The organism is Shewanella sp. 1180_01 (genome assembly GCF_052850535.1).
Window position 1 is genome coordinate 1 of the sequence record NZ_VXCT01000028.1, and the last position, 24,271, is coordinate 24,271.

26 protein-coding genes are annotated in these 24,271 nt (G+C 47.9%); 25 read left to right on the forward strand and 1 reads right to left on the reverse strand.

Annotated elements, in window-relative coordinates:
- From FW758_RS14605 to FW758_RS14710, 22 genes are all read left to right on the forward strand, one after another.
- Positions 1 to 694 (forward strand): helix-turn-helix domain-containing protein (locus FW758_RS14605; RefSeq protein WP_446445774.1); only part of this gene is annotated, 694 nt, incomplete at its 5' end.
- Positions 691 to 1,377 carry a replication protein P gene (locus FW758_RS14610; protein ID WP_446445775.1) on the forward strand — a complete coding sequence of 229 codons (687 nt, stop codon included), beginning with the start codon at positions 691 to 693 and terminating at the stop codon, positions 1,375 to 1,377. The genes FW758_RS14605 and FW758_RS14610, both read left to right, overlap by 4 nt.
- A complete protein-coding gene (locus FW758_RS14615) occupies positions 1,367 to 2,623 on the forward strand; it encodes a tyrosine-type recombinase/integrase (protein WP_012088272.1) in 1,257 nt (418 codons plus the stop codon). Before FW758_RS14610 ends, FW758_RS14615 begins: the two co-directional genes overlap by 11 nt.
- Before the next feature lie 55 nt (positions 2,624 to 2,678).
- Positions 2,679 to 2,897, forward strand: coding sequence for a helix-turn-helix domain-containing protein (locus FW758_RS14620; RefSeq protein ID WP_011847783.1), 219 nt, complete (start codon positions 2,679 to 2,681; stop codon positions 2,895 to 2,897).
- Positions 2,884 to 3,237, forward strand: a complete 354-nt coding sequence (locus FW758_RS14625) for a hypothetical protein (RefSeq protein WP_012196674.1) — start codon at positions 2,884 to 2,886, stop codon at positions 3,235 to 3,237. The genes FW758_RS14620 and FW758_RS14625 overlap by 14 nt, the downstream gene beginning before the upstream one ends.
- 8 nt (positions 3,238 to 3,245) lie before the next feature.
- The gene (gene orn, locus FW758_RS14630) at positions 3,246 to 3,860 is read left to right on the forward strand and encodes an oligoribonuclease (protein WP_105251440.1); all 615 of its coding nucleotides are present in this window, start codon (positions 3,246 to 3,248) and stop codon (positions 3,858 to 3,860) included.
- Positions 3,861 to 4,780: 920 nt separating this feature from the next.
- Complete coding sequence (locus tag FW758_RS14635; protein ID WP_446445776.1) at positions 4,781 to 5,305, forward strand: lysozyme; 525 nt, start codon at positions 4,781 to 4,783, stop codon at positions 5,303 to 5,305.
- Positions 5,295 to 5,798 carry a hypothetical protein gene (locus FW758_RS14640; protein ID WP_446445777.1) on the forward strand — a complete coding sequence of 168 codons (504 nt, stop codon included), beginning with the start codon at positions 5,295 to 5,297 and terminating at the stop codon, positions 5,796 to 5,798. The genes FW758_RS14635 and FW758_RS14640 overlap by 11 nt, the downstream gene beginning before the upstream one ends.
- Complete coding sequence (gene lysC / locus FW758_RS14645; protein ID WP_367870022.1) at positions 5,683 to 5,928, forward strand: Rz1-like lysis system protein LysC; 246 nt, start codon at positions 5,683 to 5,685, stop codon at positions 5,926 to 5,928. The genes FW758_RS14640 and lysC overlap by 116 nt, the downstream gene beginning before the upstream one ends.
- Entirely contained in the window at positions 5,909 to 6,244 is a 336-nt protein-coding gene (locus FW758_RS14650; protein ID WP_012088278.1) for an HP1 family phage holin, read from the forward strand. The genes lysC and FW758_RS14650 overlap by 20 nt, the downstream gene beginning before the upstream one ends.
- On the forward strand, positions 6,198 to 6,731 hold the full coding sequence (locus FW758_RS14655) for a terminase small subunit (RefSeq protein WP_012088279.1): 534 nt from the start codon (positions 6,198 to 6,200) through the stop codon (positions 6,729 to 6,731). Before FW758_RS14650 ends, FW758_RS14655 begins: the two co-directional genes overlap by 47 nt.
- The gene (locus tag FW758_RS14660) at positions 6,706 to 8,703 is read left to right on the forward strand and encodes a phage terminase large subunit family protein (protein WP_446445778.1); all 1,998 of its coding nucleotides are present in this window, start codon (positions 6,706 to 6,708) and stop codon (positions 8,701 to 8,703) included. Before FW758_RS14655 ends, FW758_RS14660 begins: the two co-directional genes overlap by 26 nt.
- Before the next feature lie 28 nt (positions 8,704 to 8,731).
- Positions 8,732 to 8,938 carry a hypothetical protein gene (locus FW758_RS14665; RefSeq protein ID WP_106649468.1) on the forward strand — a complete coding sequence of 69 codons (207 nt, stop codon included), beginning with the start codon at positions 8,732 to 8,734 and terminating at the stop codon, positions 8,936 to 8,938.
- Positions 8,939 to 8,987: 49 nt separating this feature from the next.
- Positions 8,988 to 10,562 carry a phage portal protein gene (locus FW758_RS14670; protein ID WP_342900764.1) on the forward strand — a complete coding sequence of 525 codons (1,575 nt, stop codon included), beginning with the start codon at positions 8,988 to 8,990 and terminating at the stop codon, positions 10,560 to 10,562.
- Positions 10,471 to 12,540, forward strand: coding sequence for a ClpP-like prohead protease/major capsid protein fusion protein (locus tag FW758_RS14675; protein WP_446445779.1), 2,070 nt, complete (start codon positions 10,471 to 10,473; stop codon positions 12,538 to 12,540). The genes FW758_RS14670 and FW758_RS14675 overlap by 92 nt, the downstream gene beginning before the upstream one ends.
- Before the next feature lie 80 nt (positions 12,541 to 12,620).
- A complete protein-coding gene (locus FW758_RS14680; protein WP_012196684.1) occupies positions 12,621 to 12,944 on the forward strand; it encodes a DUF2190 family protein in 324 nt (107 codons plus the stop codon).
- A complete protein-coding gene (locus FW758_RS14685) occupies positions 12,937 to 13,281 on the forward strand; it encodes a hypothetical protein (protein ID WP_220592018.1) in 345 nt (114 codons plus the stop codon). The genes FW758_RS14680 and FW758_RS14685 overlap by 8 nt, the downstream gene beginning before the upstream one ends.
- Before the next feature lie 3 nt (positions 13,282 to 13,284).
- On the forward strand, positions 13,285 to 13,854 hold the full coding sequence (locus FW758_RS14690) for a hypothetical protein (protein WP_220592019.1): 570 nt from the start codon (positions 13,285 to 13,287) through the stop codon (positions 13,852 to 13,854).
- 16 nt (positions 13,855 to 13,870) lie between these two features.
- Complete coding sequence (locus FW758_RS14695) at positions 13,871 to 14,296, forward strand: hypothetical protein (RefSeq protein WP_105251452.1); 426 nt, start codon at positions 13,871 to 13,873, stop codon at positions 14,294 to 14,296.
- On the forward strand, positions 14,293 to 15,012 hold the full coding sequence (locus FW758_RS14700; protein ID WP_012088288.1) for a phage tail tube protein: 720 nt from the start codon (positions 14,293 to 14,295) through the stop codon (positions 15,010 to 15,012). The genes FW758_RS14695 and FW758_RS14700 overlap by 4 nt, the downstream gene beginning before the upstream one ends.
- 123 nt (positions 15,013 to 15,135) lie before the next feature.
- On the forward strand, positions 15,136 to 15,522 hold the full coding sequence (locus tag FW758_RS14705; RefSeq protein WP_012088289.1) for a type II toxin-antitoxin system RelE/ParE family toxin: 387 nt from the start codon (positions 15,136 to 15,138) through the stop codon (positions 15,520 to 15,522).
- Entirely contained in the window at positions 15,506 to 15,811 is a 306-nt protein-coding gene (locus tag FW758_RS14710; protein ID WP_012088290.1) for a helix-turn-helix domain-containing protein, read from the forward strand. The genes FW758_RS14705 and FW758_RS14710 overlap by 17 nt, the downstream gene beginning before the upstream one ends.
- A gap of 83 nt (positions 15,812 to 15,894) precedes the next feature.
- Here the strand turns inward: FW758_RS14710 and FW758_RS14715 are convergent, their stop codons facing one another.
- Complete coding sequence (locus FW758_RS14715; protein WP_446445780.1) at positions 15,895 to 16,479, reverse strand: Rha family transcriptional regulator; 585 nt, start codon at positions 16,477 to 16,479, stop codon at positions 15,895 to 15,897.
- A gap of 475 nt (positions 16,480 to 16,954) precedes the next feature.
- On the opposite strand from FW758_RS14715, the gene FW758_RS14720 reads away from it, so the two are divergent.
- The 3 genes from FW758_RS14720 to FW758_RS14730 are packed head-to-tail and all read left to right on the forward strand — an operon-like array spanning position 16,955 to position 24,262.
- Positions 16,955 to 21,346, forward strand: coding sequence for a tape measure protein (locus tag FW758_RS14720; protein WP_446445781.1), 4,392 nt, complete (start codon positions 16,955 to 16,957; stop codon positions 21,344 to 21,346).
- A 38-nt stretch (positions 21,347 to 21,384) separates the two neighbouring features.
- Positions 21,385 to 21,756, forward strand: a complete 372-nt coding sequence (locus FW758_RS14725; RefSeq protein ID WP_446445782.1) for a hypothetical protein — start codon at positions 21,385 to 21,387, stop codon at positions 21,754 to 21,756.
- Positions 21,757 to 21,763: 7 nt separating this feature from the next.
- Positions 21,764 to 24,262, forward strand: a complete 2,499-nt coding sequence (locus FW758_RS14730) for a hypothetical protein (protein ID WP_446445783.1) — start codon at positions 21,764 to 21,766, stop codon at positions 24,260 to 24,262.
- The last annotated feature ends 9 nt before the right edge of the window (positions 24,263 to 24,271 follow it).

Below are 24,271 nucleotides of genomic sequence, written 5' to 3' on the forward strand. Positions count from 1 at the left end.
TAAGCTGGTGTTGATTAAGCTGGCCGACAACGCAAACGATAATGGTGAGTGTTGGCCGAGCCATCAGCATATTGCAGATCAGTGCGAGATTGGTCATAGCACTGTGAGAAAGCATATTGCGGCCTTGGTTGATATGGGTTTTGTGTCGATTAAAAATCGTAAGGGACCTAAGGGAAATTTAACCAATATTTACACGATTTCAATCTGCTACGAGGTAGCACCCCCTGTGCTAGCAGATAGCACCGAAGGGGTGCCACCAGATAGCATAGGTATGCCACCAGATAGCACACCCCCTGTGCCACCAGATAGCACCGGAATCTATCACTCTTTTGAACCTATCAATGAATCTTTAAAAGATAGTTGTCCAGCAACGAGTGCTAAGTCGGTTTTCAATGCGTTTTTTAAAGCCTATCCCGCCCATCGCAAAGGCGGGTCGGATTCGGCTGCGTGGAAAGCGTGGAAGGCCGAAAAGCTGACCGATGCCGATTGCGTGTTGGCGGTGACGTGGTTGAAGGAGGCTGCGGCGTTGGATGCGAGTTGGGGCTTTAGTGCGAACGGCCAGTTTGTGCTCGGCATTACCAAATTTATCCGCGAACGCCATTGGCTAACACCGTTGCCAAGACCGATGGCCGCCGCCGTTGGGCAAGTGGATTGGCGCCATGCGGTGTATGACCCTGAGGATCCTTTGATATGACTGCCAAGCAAAATACGAGCATGAAATCACTGCAGACCTTAATCCGCCAGCCGCTGGTTGGGCAGGGCGCGCGGGTGACGCAACCTGAGCCGACGGCAATGGATATGGCGATTGTGGACAGCGTGTTTAGCAAGTTGCGGGTGTTGTTCCCTGTGAGTGCGCCACGGCCTGAGGACGAAGCGACCCACAAAGGCGAGTGGCTTAAAACTTTGGCTGCGCAGGGAATTGCGAGCCGCGAGCAAGTGCAAGCGGGGCTGAATCGCGCTAGACGCGAGCAGGGCGATAGGCAGTTTTGGCCGACACCGCGCCAGTTTGCGCTTTGGTGCCAACCCACTGCCTGTGATTTGGGGCTGCCTAAGCTGGAAGCCGCGTTTAAGGAGGCTGCGCGCCATTACCATCACCCTGACAAGCATTCGTGGAGCCATGATGTGGTGCGCCTAGCAGTGCGTGAAACGGGCAGTTGGATGTTTGCGACTGGGCTCGAAAAGGATGTGTTGATGACCTTTGAGCGCAATTACAAAGTGTTATGTCGGCGCTTTAGCCGTGGCGAGTTGACCGATGTTGAGTTGCCAAAGGCATTACCTGAAACGGTGACGCGGCCGACTGAGGCGGCAAAGGCGAAATCGATTATTGCCAATTTACGGGCAAACCTAGGGCTTAAGGGGGCAAACGATGGCTGCTAGCGGGGTTGAGGTAGGTAAGTTGAACGATGCTGCGCTGCGCCGTTGGTTACGTGGCGGTTTGACGCGGGATTTTAGAGACCCGCAGTTTCCTGAGCTGCGTTTACGGGCGACGGCGGATAGGACGAAGGCGAGTGTGCATTTGGTGATCAATGAGGGGGATAAGACGGTTTGGAAGAAGCAAGGCGTGTGGCCGAGCATGTGTATTAAGACGTTTTTAGCGGATTTACCTGTGATGCTGGCTAAGCGTAGTGCGGGCGCGGATGTGTTGCGCGGTGAGTTTGCGACTGTGACTGATTTGCTGTTGTGGTATGGGGATTATTTGGATGGTAATACGACGTTAAGCCCGAGCTGGCGCGATAACTGTAGGTCGATTATGCGTAAGCAGTTGTTGCCTAAGTTGGGGGATGTGGCCTTGGCTGAGTTGTCGTTTTTGGTGGTGGATAGTGCGTTGGTGAAGCTGATGCTGAATGAGGGTTATGCGCCGCATTATATTCGTTTGAGTGTGAATGTGCTTAAGCGGGCGTTGAGTTTGGCGGCGGATTTTAGGTTGTTATTGCTTAATCCTCTGATGGGGTATCGAGTGACGATGAGTTTAACCTTATCACCTAAGCCTGATACGCGCTTGATGGAGTCGGACTTAGGCCCGTTGTTTGTGGCGTTGCGTGATGCATTTATGCCGGTGGCGATGTTGTTTATGTTGATGCTGATGTTTGGCACGCGCATTGGTGAAACCCGTTTGGCACGATGGGAGCATTTTGCGGGTGAGTTTTGGTTTATTCCTGCGGCGAATGCGAAGAACCGCCAAGAGCACCGGCTACCGTTAACCCCTACGGCTAAGGCGTTGATTCAGCATTATTTGCAGTGGCAGCTTAAAAATGTGGGTAAGCGGGCGTTTTTGTTTGCGGGTGATGTTGGCGCTATTAGCCAGCGTACTGCGCATTATTGGAGTGAGACGATTCGGTTTAAGGAGTTTACCTCGCATGATTTGCGCAAGCTTTGCCGGACGATTATCCAAGACATGGGTGTGGATACTATGGTGGGTGAGCGGTTGCTTAATCATGCCTTGCCTGTGCTTTTGCGTACCTATGTTCATTCGACTTTGGATAAGGGCATGTTGAGTGCGCTTGATGCGTATCACGCGCATTTAATTTCGCTCGGTTTTAGTGAGGTTGCGCCCGAGATAATCCCTAGATCGTCTGAGAATGTTGGGAGTGCTCAAACCCTTGGTGCGAGTGGGTGGCTGTGATGATCGTTGCATCAGCCTTACAAGAGTATGCAATGGCACAAATTAAGGTGGTTTTATGAGTCATCCAGCTGCAAAAATTCTAAAAACAGGCAGGGCGATCAAGGGGCTTTCTCAGGACGAAGTGGCGGCGTTTTACGGGATAAGCCGCCGAACGTATCAGCGTTGGGAGAATGGCAAGAGTAACGTGCCTTATAACCACCTTCGCTCAATTGTGGATGATGTATTTCATTTATCGATAGACCAGATCACGGAGGTGGCTAATGCGAGTATGTGATGCGCAAGAGCAGGTTATTAACATGAAAGCCCTTCGTGCTGGGCTCAATGCCTGGGGGCGTTATTGGGCGTTCCAAGAACTCGGTAAAGGTTTCACTAATCGCAGTGCTTGCGATAAGTTAGGTGAGGTGCAAGTTTATGGATGTGCGTTGGTTAGGGAGTTGAGCGTTCCTAAGCAGGTGGTCCAGTTCGATAGGATGATTGAGCGGTTATCGCCAAACTGTATTCGGGCGATTCGCACCTGTTACGTGTGCAAAGGCCAGTGGGCATTGATGGGGTTCGATAGCAAGAAGTCGTATGTGTATTGGTTGAGAAGAGCAGAGATTCAATTAGCAAAGTGAGGTGGGTGATGGAGCAATTCTTTTTGTTTGGTGATTTAGAAACGGGTGGGCTGAACGGCCGCTTAGACAATGGGATGCTGGGTATGGAGTATTACCCTATCTTTGAGCTGGCCTTTATCGTGACTGATAGTGAGTTAAACCAAGTGGGTGAAGCGCTGCACATTGTTGTGCATCAAGACGATGAACACATTGCAAGGTCACATGAGTGGGCGATAGATGTGCATACCAAGAGTGGGTTGTTAGCTGCTGTTCGTGCCTCATCAGTATCGTTAGCACAGGCTGAGCAGATGGTACTCGAACACCTGAAAGCACTGGGAATACCTAAGCATGACCGTAAAGCTAAGACTGGTGTGGTGTTTGCGGGTAACTCAATCATGTTTGATCGTTCGTTTATCATGTGCCAAATGCCTGAGCTTCATGAGTACATGCATTACAGGCAGCTAGACATATCAGCACTAGGGCTCGCAGCTAGAGCTTGGGCGCCTGAGGTTGAGCGTAATGCGATTAAGGCTAAGCAGTATCAGCATGAAGCCTTAGCCGATATTCGGGAGTCGATAGCGGAACTCAAGTACTATCGCGACGAGTTGTTTGGTTGTGAAATATCATCTTTGTCAATAGGTTAGGCGCGGCTTGAGCAAGTGAGAATGGTTATCATCAGGGCTAGATGCGACCTGTTATCATCACGGGTCCTTCTGGCTGCCTTCACTGCGGGGGCGGTGACGCGCAATGCTTCACTACATATGAGAATTTTGGGGAGGTTGGTTGTTGTTTTATGAGCCCCCTAAAATCTAAAGAAATTCAAGTAACAAAATGTTAACCTATCATTTTGATTTATCTTAATTTTATTAAGTGTGTGCCTAGTGATGTTTGATGGTCATTTTTGCCGCCGAATATAACAACTTTGTCAGATCGTTTTTTGATCCTTCGATCATCCTGTTTCCCCTTATCTGAATTTTTTACGTGATGACCATTTTCTTGGCGTTGGGAATATGGTTCTCATGGTTCGTGTTGCCTACCGCTGAAAATAGCTAAATCAGTTAAGTGATAAGTAAAATGTAAATTCAGCTAAATGCTTTTATCACTCAAATCACTTAAGTGATAAGTAAAACGATAAATCCTCTGTGATTAAGTTTTCACGTATCACATATTTACAAATTCCGAAACGACACTTTTGTCGCTTTTAGCGACACTTTTGGCGCTTTCAAGCCCCTTAAAATCGAGTACATTTGTATACGCTTGCTAAGGTTATGTTTATTCAGTCGCACGTTATTTCTCTGCCAAGGGCTCCTTTTAGGGGCCCTTTTTATTTGTCGCCATTTCTTGTTCGCAAACATCCAAATAGCTGTTCGTTAGCTAACCCCCGCTGAAAAAAAGCGGTCGCTGCAATGGTGGTCGTGGTGGGTATGTGTTGCCGTGGTGTTCGACATTGCCGCTACGGACGTTGAAAGACACTAAAAACATCAGCTGTTAGAGGCGGCTACCTCACCGTTGATCTAACCGTTGGCCGCGCTAAGGCTAACCTCATTTTAAAGGAGACTGACCTATGTCATTAAAGCAAAAGCTCATGGCACTGGGGCTTTCTTCTGCTGTCGCACTGGCGGGGGCTAATTTGATTGCCCCCGCTGAAGCGCCGAACGGCGAGCCCGTTCTGCACACCTATCTTGATCCGGTGGAAGTTATCACTGCTTGCTTTGGCCACACTGACCCCGAGCTTGAGCTAAACCAGTTTTTTAGCGAGCAGCAATGCATTGAAATGTTCGCCAAGGATTTAGGTAAAGCCGATCGGCAGCTGCGGCGGCTAACGTATCCGGTGCAACTTACCGAAGGTGAACACGCTGCTTATCTCAGTCTGATTTATAACTTTGGCGCGGGTAACTTTCAAACCTCCACCTTGCGCAAGCTGTTACTGCGCGGCGAACGGGTGGCCGCTTGTCACCAACTCACCGAAGCCTGCGGAAAAAAGGGCTGTAATGGGTTTGTCTATGCGCGTGATATCAAGTTACCTGGCTTAGTCGAACGCCGCGCAAAAGAGCAATCAATCTGCTTAAAGGATTTATATGTGGAATAAAATCATTAATGCTACTGGCACGCTGCACCTGTATTTCATTGCTGCGCTCATCATCGTGATAACGCTACTTGGCTTAAGCCTCACCGCCGTTAAAGCTGACCTCGCGTTAAAAAACTCGCAGCTTGAAACGGCCGCCGTTAACCAGCGCATGCTGCAAGATGATCTCACGGTTGTTACCGATGAACTGCAAGCGCAGGTAATTGAACGTGACAGGCTAGATAAGGATTACGCCTTTGCCTTAGCGCTCAATGAAAAAGCCGCTAAAGCCAAGGCCGAGATTGATCGCCAGCTTGCCGATCAGCGAGCCGCCATTAAAAAACTAAGGACCTCAGCCAATGAACAAACCCGAAGTTGGGCTAATACTGCTGTGCCTGATGATGTTAAGCGGCTGCTCAAACACGCCGCCTATTGCGCGCACCGTAGTCACCAAGCAGACCCAATATGTGTTACCGCCGCAATCATTAATGAGCCAGTGCCTGCCAGCCGAATGTAGCTCAGACGCTAATGCCGATCTGCCCGATTGCATCATTCAACTTTTAGCCGTGATCACCAAATGCGATACCGATTTGCATAACATCGAAACATGGCGAACGGAAAAACAGCATGAACAATCCATACATTAATGATGTTGCCACCCAAAAAGGGTTTACGTTGAGTGCCTATATATCGTCACTAATGAGCACATTGGGAGGTGCCTTTACTATGGATAAAGTGGCGATGTTAATTGGCGTATTACTCGCCTTCCTCACTTTTTTGGCCAACATTGCTTATCAAGAATTTCGCCGCCGCCGTGAGCAACGTCAAACAGATAAGGACGAACTACGCGCCCAAGAGTTACACCGAGCGGAGATGCAGCTGAAAGCAGCACTGTTAAAACAGGTAGATGAACACCATGGCACGCATTCAACCATCACCACCCGAGCCTGTTCTACTGAGTAAAACCGACCTATGCAAAAGCCTTGAGATCAGCACCCAAGCGTTTGATAAGTGGGACGTGCCAGTGCACAGCAAGCTCGGTCGCGTGTGTTTATACAAAATGGCCGATGTGGTGGGTAACAGACTTGCCAACGAGCGTAAAAAAACCATCACTAAACCCGATGAAGATGATCCCGATAAGCCAGATATGGACTACGAACGCTGGCGCTTAATCCGAGCCCAAGCAGTTGGGCAGGAGATTAAAAACGAAAAAGACCTCAAAGAAGTGGTCGAAGTTAATTTTGCTACCTTTGTGCTAAATCGCATTGCTGCGCAAATTGCCCCAGTGCTCGATCAAATACACATACGGGTAAAACGCAAATTCCCCGACATTCCAGAACGCACAATCGACGCTATCAAAGCGGAGGTGATTAAAAGCCAAAACACCGCCGCCGATCTTGCGGAGGGCATTGAGGGTTTATTAGATGAGTATATCGGCCGCGCAGATTAAAAATCTGAAAGCTGCCGTTGCTGCTGGGCTGCGTTCGTTCTATCGCCCACCGATGCTCACCTGTTCTGAATATGCCGACGAGCACTTTTACATGTCGTCGGAGTCCTCTTACACCGAGGGTAAGTGGGAAAGTTTACCGTTTCAAATTGGCATTCTTAATGCCATGGGTAATGACCAAATCAGCACGCTTAACTTAATGAAGTCAGCGCGTGTCGGTTACACCAAAATGCTGATGGCTAACGCTGCTTACAAGATTGAACACAAAAAGCGCAACGTGTTGATCTATCAGCCTCGTGATGGTCAAGCCAAAACCTTCATGAAAAAGCACGTTGAAACGGCGATTCGTGATATCCCTGTGTGGCGATCGCTTGCGCCTTGGATGGGGCGCAAGCATAAAGACAGCACGCTAGAAGATAAGATTTTCACCAACGGCAAAACGCTGATGGTGCGCGGTGGTACCGCTGCAGCTAACTATCGCGAAATCTCCACCGATGATGTGATCTACGATGAGCTAGCGGGTTTTGATGAATCCATCGAGCACGAAGGTAACGCCACATCGCTTGGTGATACTCGTATCGAACTGTCGATGTTTCCTAAGTCGATCCGCGGTTCAACGCCTAAAGTGCTCGGTACCTGCCAGATTGAAAAAGCCTGCAGCGAATCACCGCACTATTTTAGGTTCAACTTACCTTGCCCACACTGCGACGAACTGCAGGATTTAAAGTGGGGCGGCCCCGAAGAAGCCTTTGGGATTAAGTGGCATAAAAATGCCAAGGGTGAGCACGATCCAAGCACAGCCTATTATCTGTGTGAGCACTGTGGTTGCTGTATCGAAAACAATCAGCTCGATGATATGGAGCTGCACCCAAGTGCGATTTGGATATGCGAAAACACCGGCATCCGCACTAAAGACTTTTTAGACTTTTATGATGCCGACGGAAACGACATCACCACGCCGCCCAATATCTCGATTCATATCTGGTCGGCCTATAACTCGCTCAACAGCTGGGCAAAACTGGTTACTGAGTTCTTTAAAGCCAAAGGCGATAAAGAAAAGCTGCAGACTTTCGTCAACACTAAGCTAGGCCAACCGTGGGATAACGACAACGGCGAGCGCTTAGAGTGGGAAGATTTAGCAAAGCGCCGCGAAATGTACCCCAGTGGCAAAGTGCCTAACTGGGTGGTGTATTTAACGGCAGGTATAGATACCCAAGACGACCGTTACGAAGGCCGCATTTGGGGCTGGGGCGCGGGTAAAGAGGCGGCATTAATCGACCGCTTTATTTTATACGGCGAACCAGCAAGCCAAGTATTAACAGACAAAGTGGCTGAGCGTATCGCTAAAAGCTATAGCCGTGCCGATGGGGTAATACTTAATATCGGGACAACATGTTGGGACTCAGGCGGTAACTACACCGATGAAGTCTACAGTATGAGTAAAAAACTTGGGCTGATGCGGGTGATACCCATTAAAGGTGCCAACGTTTACGGCAAGCCGATCGCCAACTTCCCCCGTAAGCGAACCGCCAAAGGAGTTTACTTAACGGAGGTCGGTACCGACAACGCCAAAGAGCTGTTGATGTCGATGTTGCGAATTGCCCCTGATGTTGATGTGCGTAAGCCTGGTGCAATTCACTTCCCGTTAAACGAAGCGGTATGTGATGACGTTGAGCTGCAACAGCTCACCAGCGAACGCAAGGTGCCGGTGCGCCAAAACGGGCGGATCATCTATAAATGGGACAACCAAAAGCGCCGCAACGAGGCGTTAGATTGTTTCGTTTACGCCTTGGCCGCGTTGTATATCGCGATAGAAAAATTCGGCATCAATCTCGACAAGCTTTCACAAGTTACCCCGATCGCCATATCAAGCGACCAACCCAAAGAACCAAAACCCAAAGCCGCAAAACAGGCCAATGCAAATGCTGCGTACCTAAACGGTGGCGGTGGTGGCAGCTCTGGCGGCTGGCTGTAGTCAATGCCATAAAGCCAAGGATAACAGCATGACCCAAACCCAATGCCAACAGATGATCGATGCGTACTTTCAGGCCGAGCTTGATGTGTTAGCAGGCAAGCAAACCACGATCAACGGCAAAACAATGACCACCGAGGACCTAGGCGAAATCCGCAAAGGTCGGCTTGAGTGGGAGCGCCGTTTAAATGCCTTTAGCCGCCCACAGGGTGGCGTCAAGTTAGCCAGCTTTAACTAATCAAGCCGCATTAATAAGGCACTTCTAAAAATATAAGTCGGAGCAACACATGAGCATTATCAATGATGCGCTGGCGATATTTGCCCCGCGTTTAGCATTACAGCGTGAAGCGGCCGCAATGAGCTACCGCAACCTGAAAGGGTATGAAGCCGCCAGCCCAAGCCGCACGCATCGCGCTAAAAAGGAAAGTCGCGGCGCTAACCAAGCGGTATTTGCAGCAGGTAAAAGCCTGCGTGAGCAAGCGCGCTGGTTAGACGAAAATCATGATCTCAGTATCGGCATTCTCGACCGGATGGAAGAACGGGTGATCGGTGCCCAAGGGATTGTGGTTGAACCGCAGCCGCGCAGTATTAGCGGTGAAATCCTTGATGACTTAGCTAACGATATTCAACGCCGTTTCGGTGCTTGGTCGCTTAAGTGTGACGTTACGGGCCGCTTTAGTCGCCCTGAATTAGAGCGTTTAGTGTTACGTAGCGCCCTGCGTGATGGTGATGTGTTCGGCCAGCATGTGATGGGTAAAGTGGCTAAGTTCGGCCACCCCAACGAGCAAGGCACTCAATACAGTATTGAAGCGTTAGAGGCCGACTTTATCCCCTACGAGTTAAACGAACCAGCAAAGCGGGTACGGCAAGGGCTTGAGGTTAACGGCTGGGGTCAAGTGGTTAACTATCACGTATTGCTCGATCACCCTGCGGATCAAGTCGGCTTTCGCTACAAAACCAAAGTGATACCCGCATCGAGCATGATGCACTTAGGCTTATTTAAACGCTTGCACCAGCTGCGTGGCGCTTCGTTATTCCACGGCATTTTAACCCGCCTTGGCGATATCAAAGACTATGAAGAATCTGAGCGAGTAGCCGCTCGGATTGCGGCCGCGCTGGCGTTTTACATCAAGCGCGGCGATGCCGCCATGTTTGTTCCTGACTCAAGTGGTGAATCGTCAAGCCGCGAAATCCCCATTGCACCTGGCATGACCTTCGATGATCTCAAGCCCGGTGAAGATGTTGGCATGATTGAATCCAATCGGCCTAATGTGCACTTAGTTGATTTTCGTAACGGCCAATTAAAAGCCGCCGCAGCCGGTACCCGTGGCAGCTATTCCAGCATTGCCCGTGACTACAACGGCAGTTATTCAAGCCAGCGCCAAGAGCTAGTTGAGCAAGACGAATCCAACCGAATTATGCAGCAGTGGTTTTGTGCTGGCTGGTCGCGGCCTGTGTTCCGCAATTTTCTCAAAATGGAAATGCACAACAAGCAGGACCCATTAGTGCTACCGCCTGATCTCGACATGCGCACCTTATTTGATGCCGTGTACTACGGGCCCACCATGCCATGGATAGACCCACGCAAAGAGGCCGAAGGCTGGGAAATGATGATCGCTGCCAACGTCGCAACCGAGGCCGATTGGACTCGCGCCCGTGGCCGTAATCCTGCAGAAGTAAAACGCCAGCGTAAGCGTGAGGTGGATTACAACCGCGAAAACAACATGGTCACGGCCAATGACCCCGACCCCTCGCTAGGAGATCCTAACAGTGAAAAAGACCCTAATAGCATCAGCAATGCTAAGCGCAATGCTGCCAAGCGGAGCGCTGAGCGTGCCCGTCGCAACGCTGAACCAGAGTAATAAACCCGCCAATAGCTGGTATAGCCTCAAAGCCCAAAACGGTAATGCCGAGTTAATGATCTATGACGAGATTGGCGGCTGGGGCATTAGTGCGCAACAGTTCGCCCGTGATCTACAGGCCCTAGGCAAAGTGGGCACCATTACCGCCCGTATTCATTCGCCAGGCGGCGATGTATTCGAAGGCATGGCGATTTACAACATGATCAAAGGCCACCCAGCGCACAAAGTTTGCTACATCGATGGCCTTGCAGCTTCGATGGCCAGTGTGATTGCCATGGCTTTTGATGAAGTCATCATGCCTGAAAACGCCATGATGATGGTGCATAAGCCTTGGGGCGGAACTCTCGGTGATGCCGAAGATATGCGCAAATACGCCGACTTGCTCGATAAGGTTGAAGGCAATTTAGTGGGCGCCTACCAACACAAAACAGGCTTGTCAGAAGATGAACTCCACGCTCTGTTAGCCGCTGAAACTTGGCTAACTGGGCGCGAAGCAGTGGAAAAAGGTTTTGCCAACACCCTCACCGATCCGCTGCAAATGGCGGCATCACTTAATTCAAAACGTCTTAAGGATTTTACTAATATGCCTGAAGCTCTCAAAAACCTGTTTGCACCGCAGGGTAACAGTGCTCCCAACCCACTCGTGCCAGCACCAGCAGCACCTAATGCTCAGTTGCCTGCGCCTGCAGCAACACAACCTGATACCACTGCTATTCAAGCGGCTGCGATTGCGTTTAATACTGAGCGTATGAACGGTATCAATGCGGCATTTGCTTTCTTTCCTGAGTTAGCCGAGTTACGTAATCAGTGTATTGCCGATGCCAACATCAATGCTGATAAAGCCAAAGACATGATCTTGGCAAAGCTGGGTGAGAACACTACGCCGTGCGCCGTGCAGCCTAAAAGTGTCATTATTCATGCCAGCAACGGTAACATCGTGGGTGATTCAATTCGTGCTCAGTTAATGGCGCGTTCCGGCCATACAAAAGCTGAAGCTAGCAACAACTATTCGAGCTACTCCATGCTTGAGTTGGCACGCGCTTCACTGTTGGATCGCGGCATTGGTTGCGCTGGATTTAACAAAATGGAGATGGTCGGCTTAGCCTTTACCCACAGCTCAAGCGACTTTGGCAATATCCTGTTAGATGTAGCTAATAAATCAGTGTTAATGGGCTGGGAAACCGCCGAAGAAACCTTCGAGCGTTGGACCAAGAAAGGCCAGTTAGGCAACTTTAATATCGCCAAACGTATCGGCCTTGGTGACTTTAATAGCCTGCGCCAAGTACGTGAAGGTGCGGAATACAAGTACGTCACCGTCGGCGACCATGCACAACAAATCGCGCTGGCTACCTATGGCGAGTTGTTCAGCATTACTCGTCAGGCCATTATCAACGACGATATGAGTATGTTGACTGATATTCCAATGAAAATGGGCTTTGCCGCCAAAGGCACCATTGGCGATTTGGTATATGCGGTATTAACCAAAAACCCCGCAATGGCTGATGGCAAAACGCTGTTCCATAATGAACACGGCAACTTAGGTTCCGGTGCGCCAAGTGTGGCGGCTCTCGATGCCAATCGCATGTTAATGCGTAAGCAAAAATCGGGTAATCGCCACCTGAATATTCGCCCTGAGTTTGTACTGTGCCCTGTAGCGCTTGAAACCACGTTTAACCAGATCATTAAGTCCAGTTCTGTTAAAGGTGCCGATGTGAATTCAGGTATTGCTAACCCAATCCAAAACTTTGCCGAAGTGATTGCTGAGCCTCGTTTAGATGATAACAGCGCGGTTCAGTGGTTCCTTTCTGCGGGTCAAGGCCGCGACACCATTGAGGTGGCTTACCTTGATGGCATCGACACGCCTTACATTGAGCAGCAACAGGGCTTCACTATCGACGGCGTCGCCACCAAAGTGCGTATCGACGCGGGTGTTGCACCGCTCGATTACCGTGGCTTGGTGAAATCAACAGGCGTGTAAACAGCGCTAAACCGACATAAATGGGCTATCAAACGATAGCCCTTTTTTATTCAGTTTTGTTTTTAAGCAGGAACACTCTCATGAAAAATTATGTACAAGATGGCAAGACCATTAGCTTTACGCCTACCGCCGCAGTTGCCAGTGGTGAAGCGGTATTACTGGCCACATTGTTAGTTGTGGCGATTGGCGCCATTGCCGCAGATACCGAAGGTACAGGTGTAACTGAAGGCGTGTTTGAACTCCCTAAAAAATCCACAGATGTGCTAGCAGTTGGCGCCGCCGTGTATTGGGACGACACCGCTAATGAAATCACATCACTCGCCACGGGCAATACCTTAGCTGGCAAAGTATGGGCTGCTGCGGCAAATCCATCTACCAGCGTCTGGGTGAAGATCAATGCCTAACGTTGGCAAACACTTTGCCGAACGCGTGCGGGGTAAAATGGTGCGGCTGTTTCAGCGTTTGGCTGATCCGTGCCTTTTTACCCCAAGCGATGGCTCCGCGCCATTTACTCGTCTGGTGAGTTTGGATGATAACGGCGCTGAAATTGCGGCCTCGTCTAATGAATATGTCCCCGAGCTAATCAGTCGTGCCGAGTTTTTACAATCCGAAGGGGCGGTAAATTCAGGTGATGAGTTTGCGATAGGTGAGGGCATTAGCGCCCAGCAAGGACGCCTCACCCAACGGGTAAGCATGGATTCGGTCAGCGTGACCTTTATCTATATTCCGCTTGAGGCCTAGCCAATGGCACGCATAAAGATTGAAGGCATGGAGGCAGTAACAAAGGAACTTAACCGCATTCGTACCGCACAAGCGCCAGCAATTAATAGGGCAATTGAGGACGCAGTTAAGTTTGGTGAAAAGGCGACAGTCGATGCGATCTTCAACAAGTATGGTTTCAATTCAAAAAGCTATGTAGAAAACTTGATTAGCTACAGTGTAGACCCTCGAAATTTAAAGGGTTTCGTTACAGCCCGTTACCGCTCGAGTTCCTTAACCCGCTTTGCTTCAGGCAAAAAACGGATAGGTAAAAATGGGAGGTCAAGAGCTGATGGTCACATCATCCGTTCGTTGCGCAATGAACCACACTGGTTTAAAGGCACTTTTACCTTTATAGGTAGAAATGGCAATTTTGTAATGTACGAGCGTCATCGAGGCGAAAAGTGGCGCACCTTTAAACAAGCCAAAGATAAAGGGATTAAGGCTAAATATGGCCCTTCTGTCTTACAAGCTTTCAGAGGCGTGGAAGAAGATATTGAGCCACCAATTATTAAGCATCTACGCGAACGCTACGGCCACCACGCTAGCCGTTAACTAAGAGACAACCCCAATGATCCAAGCAATCTTAGACCGCCTCGGGCTGGTTGACGGCGCCACTGTACGTGAAGGTTTTTATGTGCAGTCCATTGCCAAAGAAAGCAAATTCATCTTTTTGCAGCCGTATACCGATGCCTTTGACGCTAAAAATGGCATCGATAAATATAAGGATGATCTGGTGCTGCAAGTGGTTGCTGGCGTAAAACTCGCTAAAAATCCGCAACCAACCAGTGAGCTAATCAACCTCGTGCGCGCTATCCGAAGTGCATTCTATAAAGATGAACGCTTCCCTGAAAAACCTAGCTGGTTGCCCTCGGTAATCAGCTTTAAAGAGACAGAACCCTGCAAGTACATCATGCCCGAAGCCCATGAAGAACACGGCCTAGCGGTGTTCACCCTATCCCTTGTTAATACCGTTAAATTTGGAGACTCACTATGAGTGAAATAGTAACCGAAAGTTACATCGGCTCAGCGATCGTCTATATCGATGGCCGTGACTGTGGCAACGTGAGCGGCGTAAAGCTCGCTATCGAACAAGAAACCAAATCCTTGCCCAACTACCGTGGTGGCGGAGGTTATGCCGATGAAGTCACTTTGATTAAATCCGTAAAATTAAGTGCGACCTTTTACGATTTTAACAACGAGAACTTAGCGCTAGCTATGCGCGGTAAGATTGATGTATTAACTGCAACACCCGTTGCAGATGAAAAAATTATCGTTGTGCTCGATGGCTTAGCGCAAACCGCAAAAATGATTGATACCAGTATCGCCCCTGTTGTTAAAAATGAAGCGGGTGATGTGACTTATGTACTTGATGAAGATTATGTTGTCAGTGCCGCAGGTATCCGCGCGTTATCGACTGGCGCCATTACAGCAGGCCAAACATTAACCATTGGCTACACCAGCCAAGCGGGTAATGCGTTGCAGGCATTAACGGAATCTGGCAAAACGGTCAGTGTGGTTGTTGATGGTATTAACGACTCAACCGGTAAACCGTGGATGCTGAAGTTTTATAAGTGGAAGCCCACACCCACATCAGGCTTAGACTTGATCGGTACCGATTACGGTAGCTTCGATATTGAAGGTGCTGTACTCGCTGACAGCTCAATCGTTGCCACGGGTAAGTCTAAGTTCTTCGTCCGTAGCGCAGCATAAGTAATGTAACAGCAAGCTCATGCAATTGAGCTTGCTTACCCTACTTGCACTGTTGCTTGCACAGAAAATAGCCCAGTGTTACCATTGAAAACATAGGACACAGTACTACACTTAGGAACAAGAGTGGGGCGCATATTTAAAACCGCAGAATTTACATCATGGGCAAATGATGAAGGCCTTGAAGATGCCGCTTTATTAGCTGCAGTGGACGAAATGGATCGTGGTTTAATTGATGCAAACTTGGGTGGCAGTGTCGTAAAAAAACGGGTACCCAGATTAAATCAAGGTAAGCGTAGTGGTTTTCGTACATTGATTGCGTTTCGCTCTGAAGATAAAGCTTTTTACATGTTTGGTTTTGCTAAAAATGAACGCGATAATATTACTAAAACCGAAAAAGCTGTGCTGTTAGAATTAGCTAAATTATTAATGAGTTACAACAACACTCAGTTAGCTAAAGCAATAAAAGATAAAGAGTTATACGAGGTAATAAGAAATGAGCCGCTTACTTAAGTCATTACATAATACCGCCCAAGGGTTACATGCATCTGGTCTCATGCCGCCAGAAACCATGCGCAAGTTTGACGCGCTTTGCTTACCTGAGCTAGCAGAGTTTTCTGCCGCTGACATAAAAGAGTTGCGTACGAGTAACAAGGTAAGCCAGCCTGTGTTTGCACAATATTTAAATGTATCGTTATCAAGCGTGCAAAAGTGGGAGCAAGGTAAACGTCATCCCGATGGCCCCGCATTAAAGTTGCTAAATATCGTCAAAAAACAGGGCGTAGAGATCTTAATGAGTTAGCAATACTGCTAAGTCAGACAACAGTGCAAACAAAAAATGGCTACCAAACGGTAGCCATTTTTTATGGGCGTTTAACTGTCACTTTACCCTAGTCGTGCTTGCTCGCGGCCAATACGCGCGATACAGGCGATTTGTTGGTTAGCGGCTTCGCTAATTTCGATTAACTGCTCAAGGGATAAAAAGCGTGGTTCGCGGATATAGTTGACCAGCTTATCGCGCCGAGTGACAAACTGATCATCATCGATGGGCTGCGAGCTGACAATCTTACCGCCTTCCCATGTAAATAACATGCGTTGACGTTCAAACGGGCTTTGGGTGCGGGAGAGGCGGGCTTGGGCTTCGTTAAAGGCATTAATGAAGTTGATCTTCAGTTCGGCGGCTTTGGCACCCGTAAATCCCATGACTAAAAACATAAAACCATCTTTGGTCATTTGGTAACACTTTAAATCGCGCTGACTGGTGCCAACCTGTTGATTTTGCACGTTAGCTCGAAAATGAGCTGACGTAAAATCACTGGGAGCCTCAACAAGGATTTCTTCAATTTTACGCAAAACATTTTTATGCATTTTGCCAAAATAATCGGCAACGATCAGCGAGCTAGTAATGGTTTGCTGGCCGTTAATGAATACCAGTTGTGTGGGGGTGTTTTTAGACTGTTGTAGGTTCATGGGTGTCACTCCTAGATATCGTGAGTAATCATCACCAAATGGTACGAATCATTGGGTGATGAGCTGAGCAAGGTTCGTACTACCGCATCTAGGAAGCGGCCAGCCAAATGGCTGCCTCACCCAGCTCACCATAGAAGTGGTGCGCCGAGTCACGCAATAAAAAACCAGCACGATAGGCTGGCGACAATTGCGCCTAGATACAGCGGGGTACGAATCCCGGCATTGGATTTTGCCAATGCCGAAACAGTATCGCCCCGCCTAGGCGCGTTTGTCAATTTTACTTATCAGTTAACTGATTTAAAGCGGTGGGCTGAACAAGGTTCGCACTACCGCCACAAGGAAACGGCCACCATTACGTGCCTTATCCAACCCACCTAATCCCTGAGTTTACAAACTAATTGGTTGTGGTCGAGACATTTCGATCACAGCCGTTTTCGTGCGCGGGTGTTTTATTTTTACGATATGAGGATAATAAATGAGCTTTAAAGACCAAGTGATTAATTTAATCATTCAAGGCAAAGATCTGTTTTCCTCAGAGGCGAAAAAGTCTGAGCAAGCCTTGCAGGAGTTGGGGCGCGAAAGCGAAAAGCTCAACGAGCAGCTTGATGAGCTCAAGCAGCAGCAAGAAGCGATAAAAGCCATTGATTCATTAAGTGCAGCCATTAAAAAAGGCGAGCGTAATTATGTTGATAATGCTCAAGCGCTGGATAAATTAAAGCAAGAGCAAAAGCAAGCCACCGCTGAGGCAAAAAAGCTCGAGCAGGCGCAAAAAGAGGCGGCAACCTCAACCAGTAAACTGGAAACTCAGTATAGCCAAACCGTTGCGGAGCTAAGTCAATACGATGCTCAGCTTGCTACCGCTCGCGCAGAGGTTGAGCGCTTAACCGCAACGCAAGATAAAGGCGCGCAGGCCAGTAAAGAACAAGCACAGGCGTTATCCAAAGCAAAGGATGATCTACAACTGCTTGAAACTGCACAAACCAATACTGCCAATAGTGCTAGTAAGCTAGCCACTGAACTCGATCAAGAGTGTATTGGACTGGATAAGCTCGGTGATGAAGTAGAAAAAGCGAGTCGTAGTAAGGCCGAATATGCGCTCAAGGTTAAAGGCGCGCGCACTGAGTTAAATCAACTCGGCTCTAGCCTTGGCCGCAATAAGGCGGAGTTAGACAAACAGCAAACCGTGCTGAATAAAGCCGGTATTGATATGAACAAGCTGGCTGATGCCAGCAAAGACTTAAAGACCCAGCAAGCCGCCGCTGAAATCGCGCTTAAGGGCGTAAACGATAAGCTTGCTCGCCACAATAAATTGCTCGATGAAAGCAAAAAATCATCAAGTGATTTTGGCGGTAGCATCAAAGCCGCTACGGGTTCGATCATTGCTATGGCTGGCGCGTATGTTGGTGTCGATAGGCTTTGGGAAAGTTTAAAATCTATCCTCACTGCAGGCGATAAAGCCAAAGCCTTTAGCGCCCAAATGACGGCCATGATGGGCAGCATTGCTGCAGGTGAGCAAGCAACGGCGTGGATTAAGGATTTTGCTAACCGCACAGGTACCGAGTTAGAAGGTGCCAAACTTGCCTTTGCTAAGTTAAAGACCTTTGGCATCGACCCCATGAATGGGGCCTTGCAATCGATGGTTGATTACAACGCTAAGCTTGGCGGTAGTCAGGAGGATTTAGAGGGCATTATTCTTGCGGTCGGCCAAGCGTGGGCTAAACAAAAATTTCAAGGTGAAGAAATCCTGCAGTTGGTAGAACGCGGCGTGCCCGTGTGGGATTTACTGCAAAAAGTCACAGGTAAAAATACGCTCGAGTTAAGCAAGTTGAGTGAGGCTGGAAAGCTTGGCCGTGATGTGATGCAGCAACTGTTTGACGAAATGGGCAAGCAAGCCAATGGTCAAGCTGCGCTGAGTCTTGAACGCCTTGGCGGTCAGATTAATTTAATTTCGAATAAATGGACTGAGTTTAAGCAGATCATTGCTGATTCTGGGGCTTATCAAGTTGCTGTTGATCTACTTAAAGACCTCAATACTAAGTTTGATGAATTAAATAAGAACGGAAAAATAAAACAAGCCGCGCAGGATATCAGCGATTTCTTTTCCAGCATTCTAAAGGATGGTGGCGAAAGCCTTAAAGGCATGTTGGAAAACATTACTGCCTTTGCTACTGGGCTTAATGTGGTGGCGGGCAGTATCAGGTTAGTATTCAATGGAATTACTGCTGGTTTTTCGCTTATTGGGGCGGCTTCTGCGGGTTTACTGTCATTATTCCCTCAGTTAATGGCTAAAATACTTAGTGTTTTTGGCGACAATAAGTTATCAAATTTCTTTCAGTCGGTTGCAGATGGGTTTCTTTCAATATCCAAAGGTTTAATTAACCAAGTCGAACAAGACTCAAAAGACGTTGCAGCATCTCTTAAGCAGATGGGGTTTGATATTCGGCAGGACTCAGATAAGACTGCAGAAACTCAAGTTAAAAATTCAAATATAATTCAGTCAGCTATTTTAGAGCAGATGAGTCTGCAAGCTACTGCTCGTGAAGTAGAAAAACAAGCGGCTGAATTGGAAAATGAGCGAGCCAAAAAAGAGATTGAGTTGTGGTTATCTCGCAAAACTGCTGCAGAAGATCATTTTAATGCAGTGCGTAATGCGGGTAAGTCTTCTGCTGAAGATGTAGCAACTGCGCAAAAATTACTGGTTGATACATTAAAAGGTTTGAGTGATGCGCAATCTGCGCAGGAAAAAACAACGACAGGCTTGGCTGATGCAAATACTAAACTTGGCTTTGCGACACAAGTTTTAAAAGAGGAACAAAATCAGTTAGCTCAAGAGGCATTAACAAAAGTACGTGAAGCATTTATCACGGGTAAAGCCTCTGCTGAACAATATAAAAATGCACAAGATGATGCGAGTAAAGCGACTCAAGAGCTTTCAAAAGCGCAGGCTGATGCATTATTAACCGCCGATGAACTTGCTAAAAAGCAAGCTGAAGATTCTGTAAAAGTTAAAGAGTCTATAAAGACAGAGCTGGATTTAAAAAGGGAGTTACAGCAACAAAACGTTAATGATGCTCAAGCAGATGTTGAACGTACTGCGGCTTTAGTGCTCACATGGGAAGAACGAACCAAAGCGGCTAAAAAGCATTATAGCGACTTGCAAAGTGTTGGCACTACGACTGTTGCCGAGCTTGATGCCGCCCAGATTGCGCTTGAAAACTCTACGCTTCGACTTGGGCAAGTACAGGACGAGTTAAAACAAAAGCAAGATGGACTTGCTACTTCTACCGAAAATCTTAAAAACATCACCATTAATGGTTTGATTGAACAGCGCGAAACGGCAGAGCGTGAGCTCGCGGGTGTTCGGGTTGCTTTTTCTCGTGGGCAAGCTTCAGTTGAGGACTATAAGTCTGCACAAGTAAAACTTGAAAAAGCTACCGATGCTGTAAAAGAAGCGCAAAAAGGACAAAAGGTCACCACTAAAGATTTAGAGTTGGCACATACTGCTGCGACAAGAAAAACGGTCGAAGGTTTAAAAGCACAAGAAAAGGCGGCTAAAGAAACCTTTGAAACTATGGTGCAAAAAGCAAAGGATGGTGAAGCTTCTACTGAAGATCTTAATAAAGCCTTCCTTGAATATGCCAAAGTTGCGATTCAAGCTGCGGCGGCAAGTGATGAGCAAGTTGATGCCAGTATTCGTCAACAAGCCGCAGCGTTAGGGTTAGGCAAAGATCTTGATACGCTTATTGAACAGTATAAGCGTTTAAAAGATGCGCAATCTGGCCTAGGTGATAACACTCAACAAACGGCTGATAATGTAAAAAAAGGTTCTACAGAAATCGGCACCACCATATCTAATACTATGGATACTGTTGTTAAGTCAGCAGAGCAAGCAGGAGTGGGCTTGCAGTCTATTGCCCAATATTTTGCCGATATTGGTACCGCCGTGTATGACAACGTTAAAGCTTTAAGTGATGGTGCTGCGCGTTACTTCAACACCATTGTTTATGGTGTGCAGAACGTGAAAAAGGAGTTTGGTGATCTTGGCCAAGTCGAAAACGAAATAGAGCGTTTAACGGGTGTTATCTATGAGCTTGATAACACGTTGGCTAAAACGGTTGATTTTGTCGGGCTTCGCACCTGGGCACTTGAAACCGAGAAAGCCGGCAAGGTTGCCGAACGCGCTTATTACCGCCAAAAGCTTGAACTGCTTAATCTAGTGGATGCACTCGATAATACTGATAAAGCAAATCTCAGTATTATCAACAGCGCAACACGGGCAACTAAAGCGCTTGATCTGGTGAATGATCAAGATATGTCTTTGCTCACTTCCGCACTGGACAGCGCCAAACAGCGCATGGACTCTCTGCGCGATAGTGCCGAGTCCACGCTTAAGTCGTTGCAGGATGAGCTTGATGGCTACCTTGGCCGTCAAGATGAAATAGAAAAACGCCGCTATCAAGAACAAGTTGCCGATCTTAAAGAACAACTCGCCGCTGCAGAACGCACAGGCGATAAGCAGCTTATTGCCGATTTGCACGAGGCAGAGCGAACGCTAAAGCAAGTTTATGAGTTCCGCACCGCTGAAATTAAAACCCAGCAAGCAGCCGATAAGCAAAGTGCCGCAGAGGCGAAGAAGCAAGCCGAAGCCAGTGCTGCAACGGCTAAGGCTGCGGCTCAAACTCAAGCAACCGCTACCGTTAACACGCAAGCCAATACCCAAACCAGCACGCAATCTGTGGCTAACACTTCAGATATGCAAGTGCTGCAACTGCAGGTTGGCAATAGCACCTTTAACGCTCAAATGAAGCGCAGCCTCGTCACTGAATTGATGAACGAGATCAAACGTCTGCAATCTGTTGGCGGTTAGCCAATCCTGTTATTCGCCCCATTTAATCAAAGGTCCCTATGACAACCATCGATAGCATCGATATCGCGGTGGATTTGCTGTGGCTAAACCGCGACAACACGCCCCGCGTGGCGGCCAGCATGAAGCGCGCCTTAAACGGCGCGCCATTGGTGCAGCAAACCATTATCCCTGCCGGTATTGCCATGGAGTTAGGCACCAAATCGGGATGGATGCTGCGCACTGAGTTTGAACAACTAAAAGCCCATGCCGCCACTACGTTAACCGCCTTCACGTTGGCCTATGAAGGCACCAGTTATAACGTGGTTTGGGATAACACTGCTGGCTCGCCCATAACGGGTGAGGATTTATTTGACGAAGTTGGTGGGTTTGAAAAGCTCACTAACGTGGTTCTTAAGTTTCTGACCTTATAGGCCATTTATGACTATTTCCCGTTTAGATTTAAAAGTATTTAAACCCGAGCAATTGGGCTCAAGCGATGATGCGGGTGGACAACGTACCAAGCTGGCGGTTGAGTCTGGCAAGCTAAACGAACTGTTTCGCGCCATTTCAGACATAGATCACGCGCAATCAGCGGTTGATATTGTGAAGTGTTACCCTGCACTCGATACCCATGACACATCAATTTTGCTCGACGGTCATGTGTTTATCAGCCAAAAGCCAACCGATGAGATGGTCAGTTTGTTGATCGCAGAGGCCGCTACATTAGATGACGCCGACCGCATGACAGATATGGTTGAGATTCTGGAATCATCCGTTCGTGCTGGCCAGTTGATCCGCAATCGACTGATTGGGCTACTTGCTGGTCAGGATACATTTCCTAGGCCATATTTGCAGAGCGTATATCAATTCAATGGTGTTGATTTTTATGAAAATATAACCCTTGTGCAAGGTCAAACTATTGTCATATCTGTTGAGTACCCAGGTGCCGAGAATGCGCTATATCCTCGATTCGAACATTTTTGCCAAATTCAAAAAACAGTTACTGGTGGCACTGGTGGACTGGTGCAATTTAAACCTGCAATACCGTTTGATACGCCTAACTACGATATAACAATCAACGGTGAATCAGGCTGCACTAAATTGCGCTATACCAGCAGTAATGATGGCATTAAATATCATGGTGTCACTCAATTAACAGCATTAGCAACTACTGAGGTTTTAGCTGTCGAGTCAACTAAAGTCGAGCTATTACCGAAGGTCAAAACGATTTCAGTGAGTGCAGGTAATGCACTTGATGGTGTATCGGATTCGCAGGGTGGCATAGTGGGCGGCATTAGCAGCCTGCCTTCAATGTATTATAAAACGGTATCGCTGCCATCCGTTTCAGGGCAAAGCACGTATATTTTTGAATTACCTGATTTATTGATATCAAACTGGTTCAACGATAATGGTATTCAAAATGTGAAATATACTGGCGCGTGGCCTCAAAATGCCAGTGTCACTGTTACAGGTATGACTGTCACCGTTATATTCACTGGGTATACCCCACCAGTTGGTTACAGTATCGGTATCAATTACATAAGTGATGATAAATACGATATTTACTACACCCCAGCATCATTCCCTGCGAATAGAGTCATGGTCGATAATCGACTGTATGGTGAAGTTACATTTTTAAATCCAACCTACGGTAAAAGCGCCATTAAAATGGGGCCAGGTAAATCTGGTGTTAACGCATCACTGGTCGAACCCAATGGCAATATCATTGCTCAGATTGACGCTACTACAGGTATGCTTACTAAAAACCCTGATTTCAGGGGAGATTTCACTTACACCTATAACTGTATGGTGGTTGAAACAGTACCAGGTGAAGTGACTCCACCAGGTGATTTAACTGTTGAGTTTATTCTCAAATCGAATGAGCCGATTCTCGATACATTTTATCTTACCGTGTCTACCACTTCAGATACGGTGCTCAGCGCCAGTGCTGATAGCAATGGTGTTGTATCGGGTTCAGGCGTTAGTGGAACAATCAACAATGGGGCCGTATCGCTCACTTTTACTCAGCGCGTGTATTTAAGCACGCTGCGCTATGACATTTCAGAAACCGTCACACTATCACCGCCACCAGAACTGTATGGCCTTAATCCATTGCGGATTAAGAACGGCGGTTTGGTGAATGCATTCACCGCATGGAACACGATTTCGGTGCAACATACTGAAATACAGGTATTGAGCAGCCCAGCGCCAGCCCAAACATACAACGCTCGCGCCAATGCGCGCTTTGTTGATATTACCGATGCTGATGGCAAATCACTTTGGACGCTGGCTAATGCCCATTACACATGGGTTAAAGCGACAGGTGCTGTCACTATCAATAGCGATTTTACGGGCTTCACTGCGCCATTCATTCTCACCGATACTATTGGCGAAATTGCGCTAGTAACAGACGTACAAGAGCGAGCCTTAATCCTAGCTGCCCCTCTAAGCCAAAGCTATCCCATTGGTGCCAATGTATCGAGTGTGCAAAATTTAGGTGACTTACAGGCCCGCATCGGCACGGTACGAGATATGACGGCATGGGCTAACAATTGGGACCTCGATGGTGCACCCGCCACTGGCAACATGAATACAGTTGATTTCCCCATCGAGGTACGCAACGACACTGCTGTGAATGAAGATTGGGTATTGATATTCACAACTACAACAGCATTTCGTTGTGTTGGTCGTCGCCTAGGTCAGATTGCGACAGGTGACCTATTAAACGATTTCGCACCTGTCAACCCGCTAACGCTACTACCATATTTTATAATCCGTTCAGGTGCATTCGGAGGTGGTTGGAACACGGGTGAAGCAATCCGTTTTGAAAGCTATGCCGCGAGTAAACCTGTAATGTTACTACGTACAGTGCGAAGCGGTCACAGTCAAATCACCACCGACCGCGCAGTGCTGGCGTTCCGTGGCAACGAATCTTAATAGAGGTAT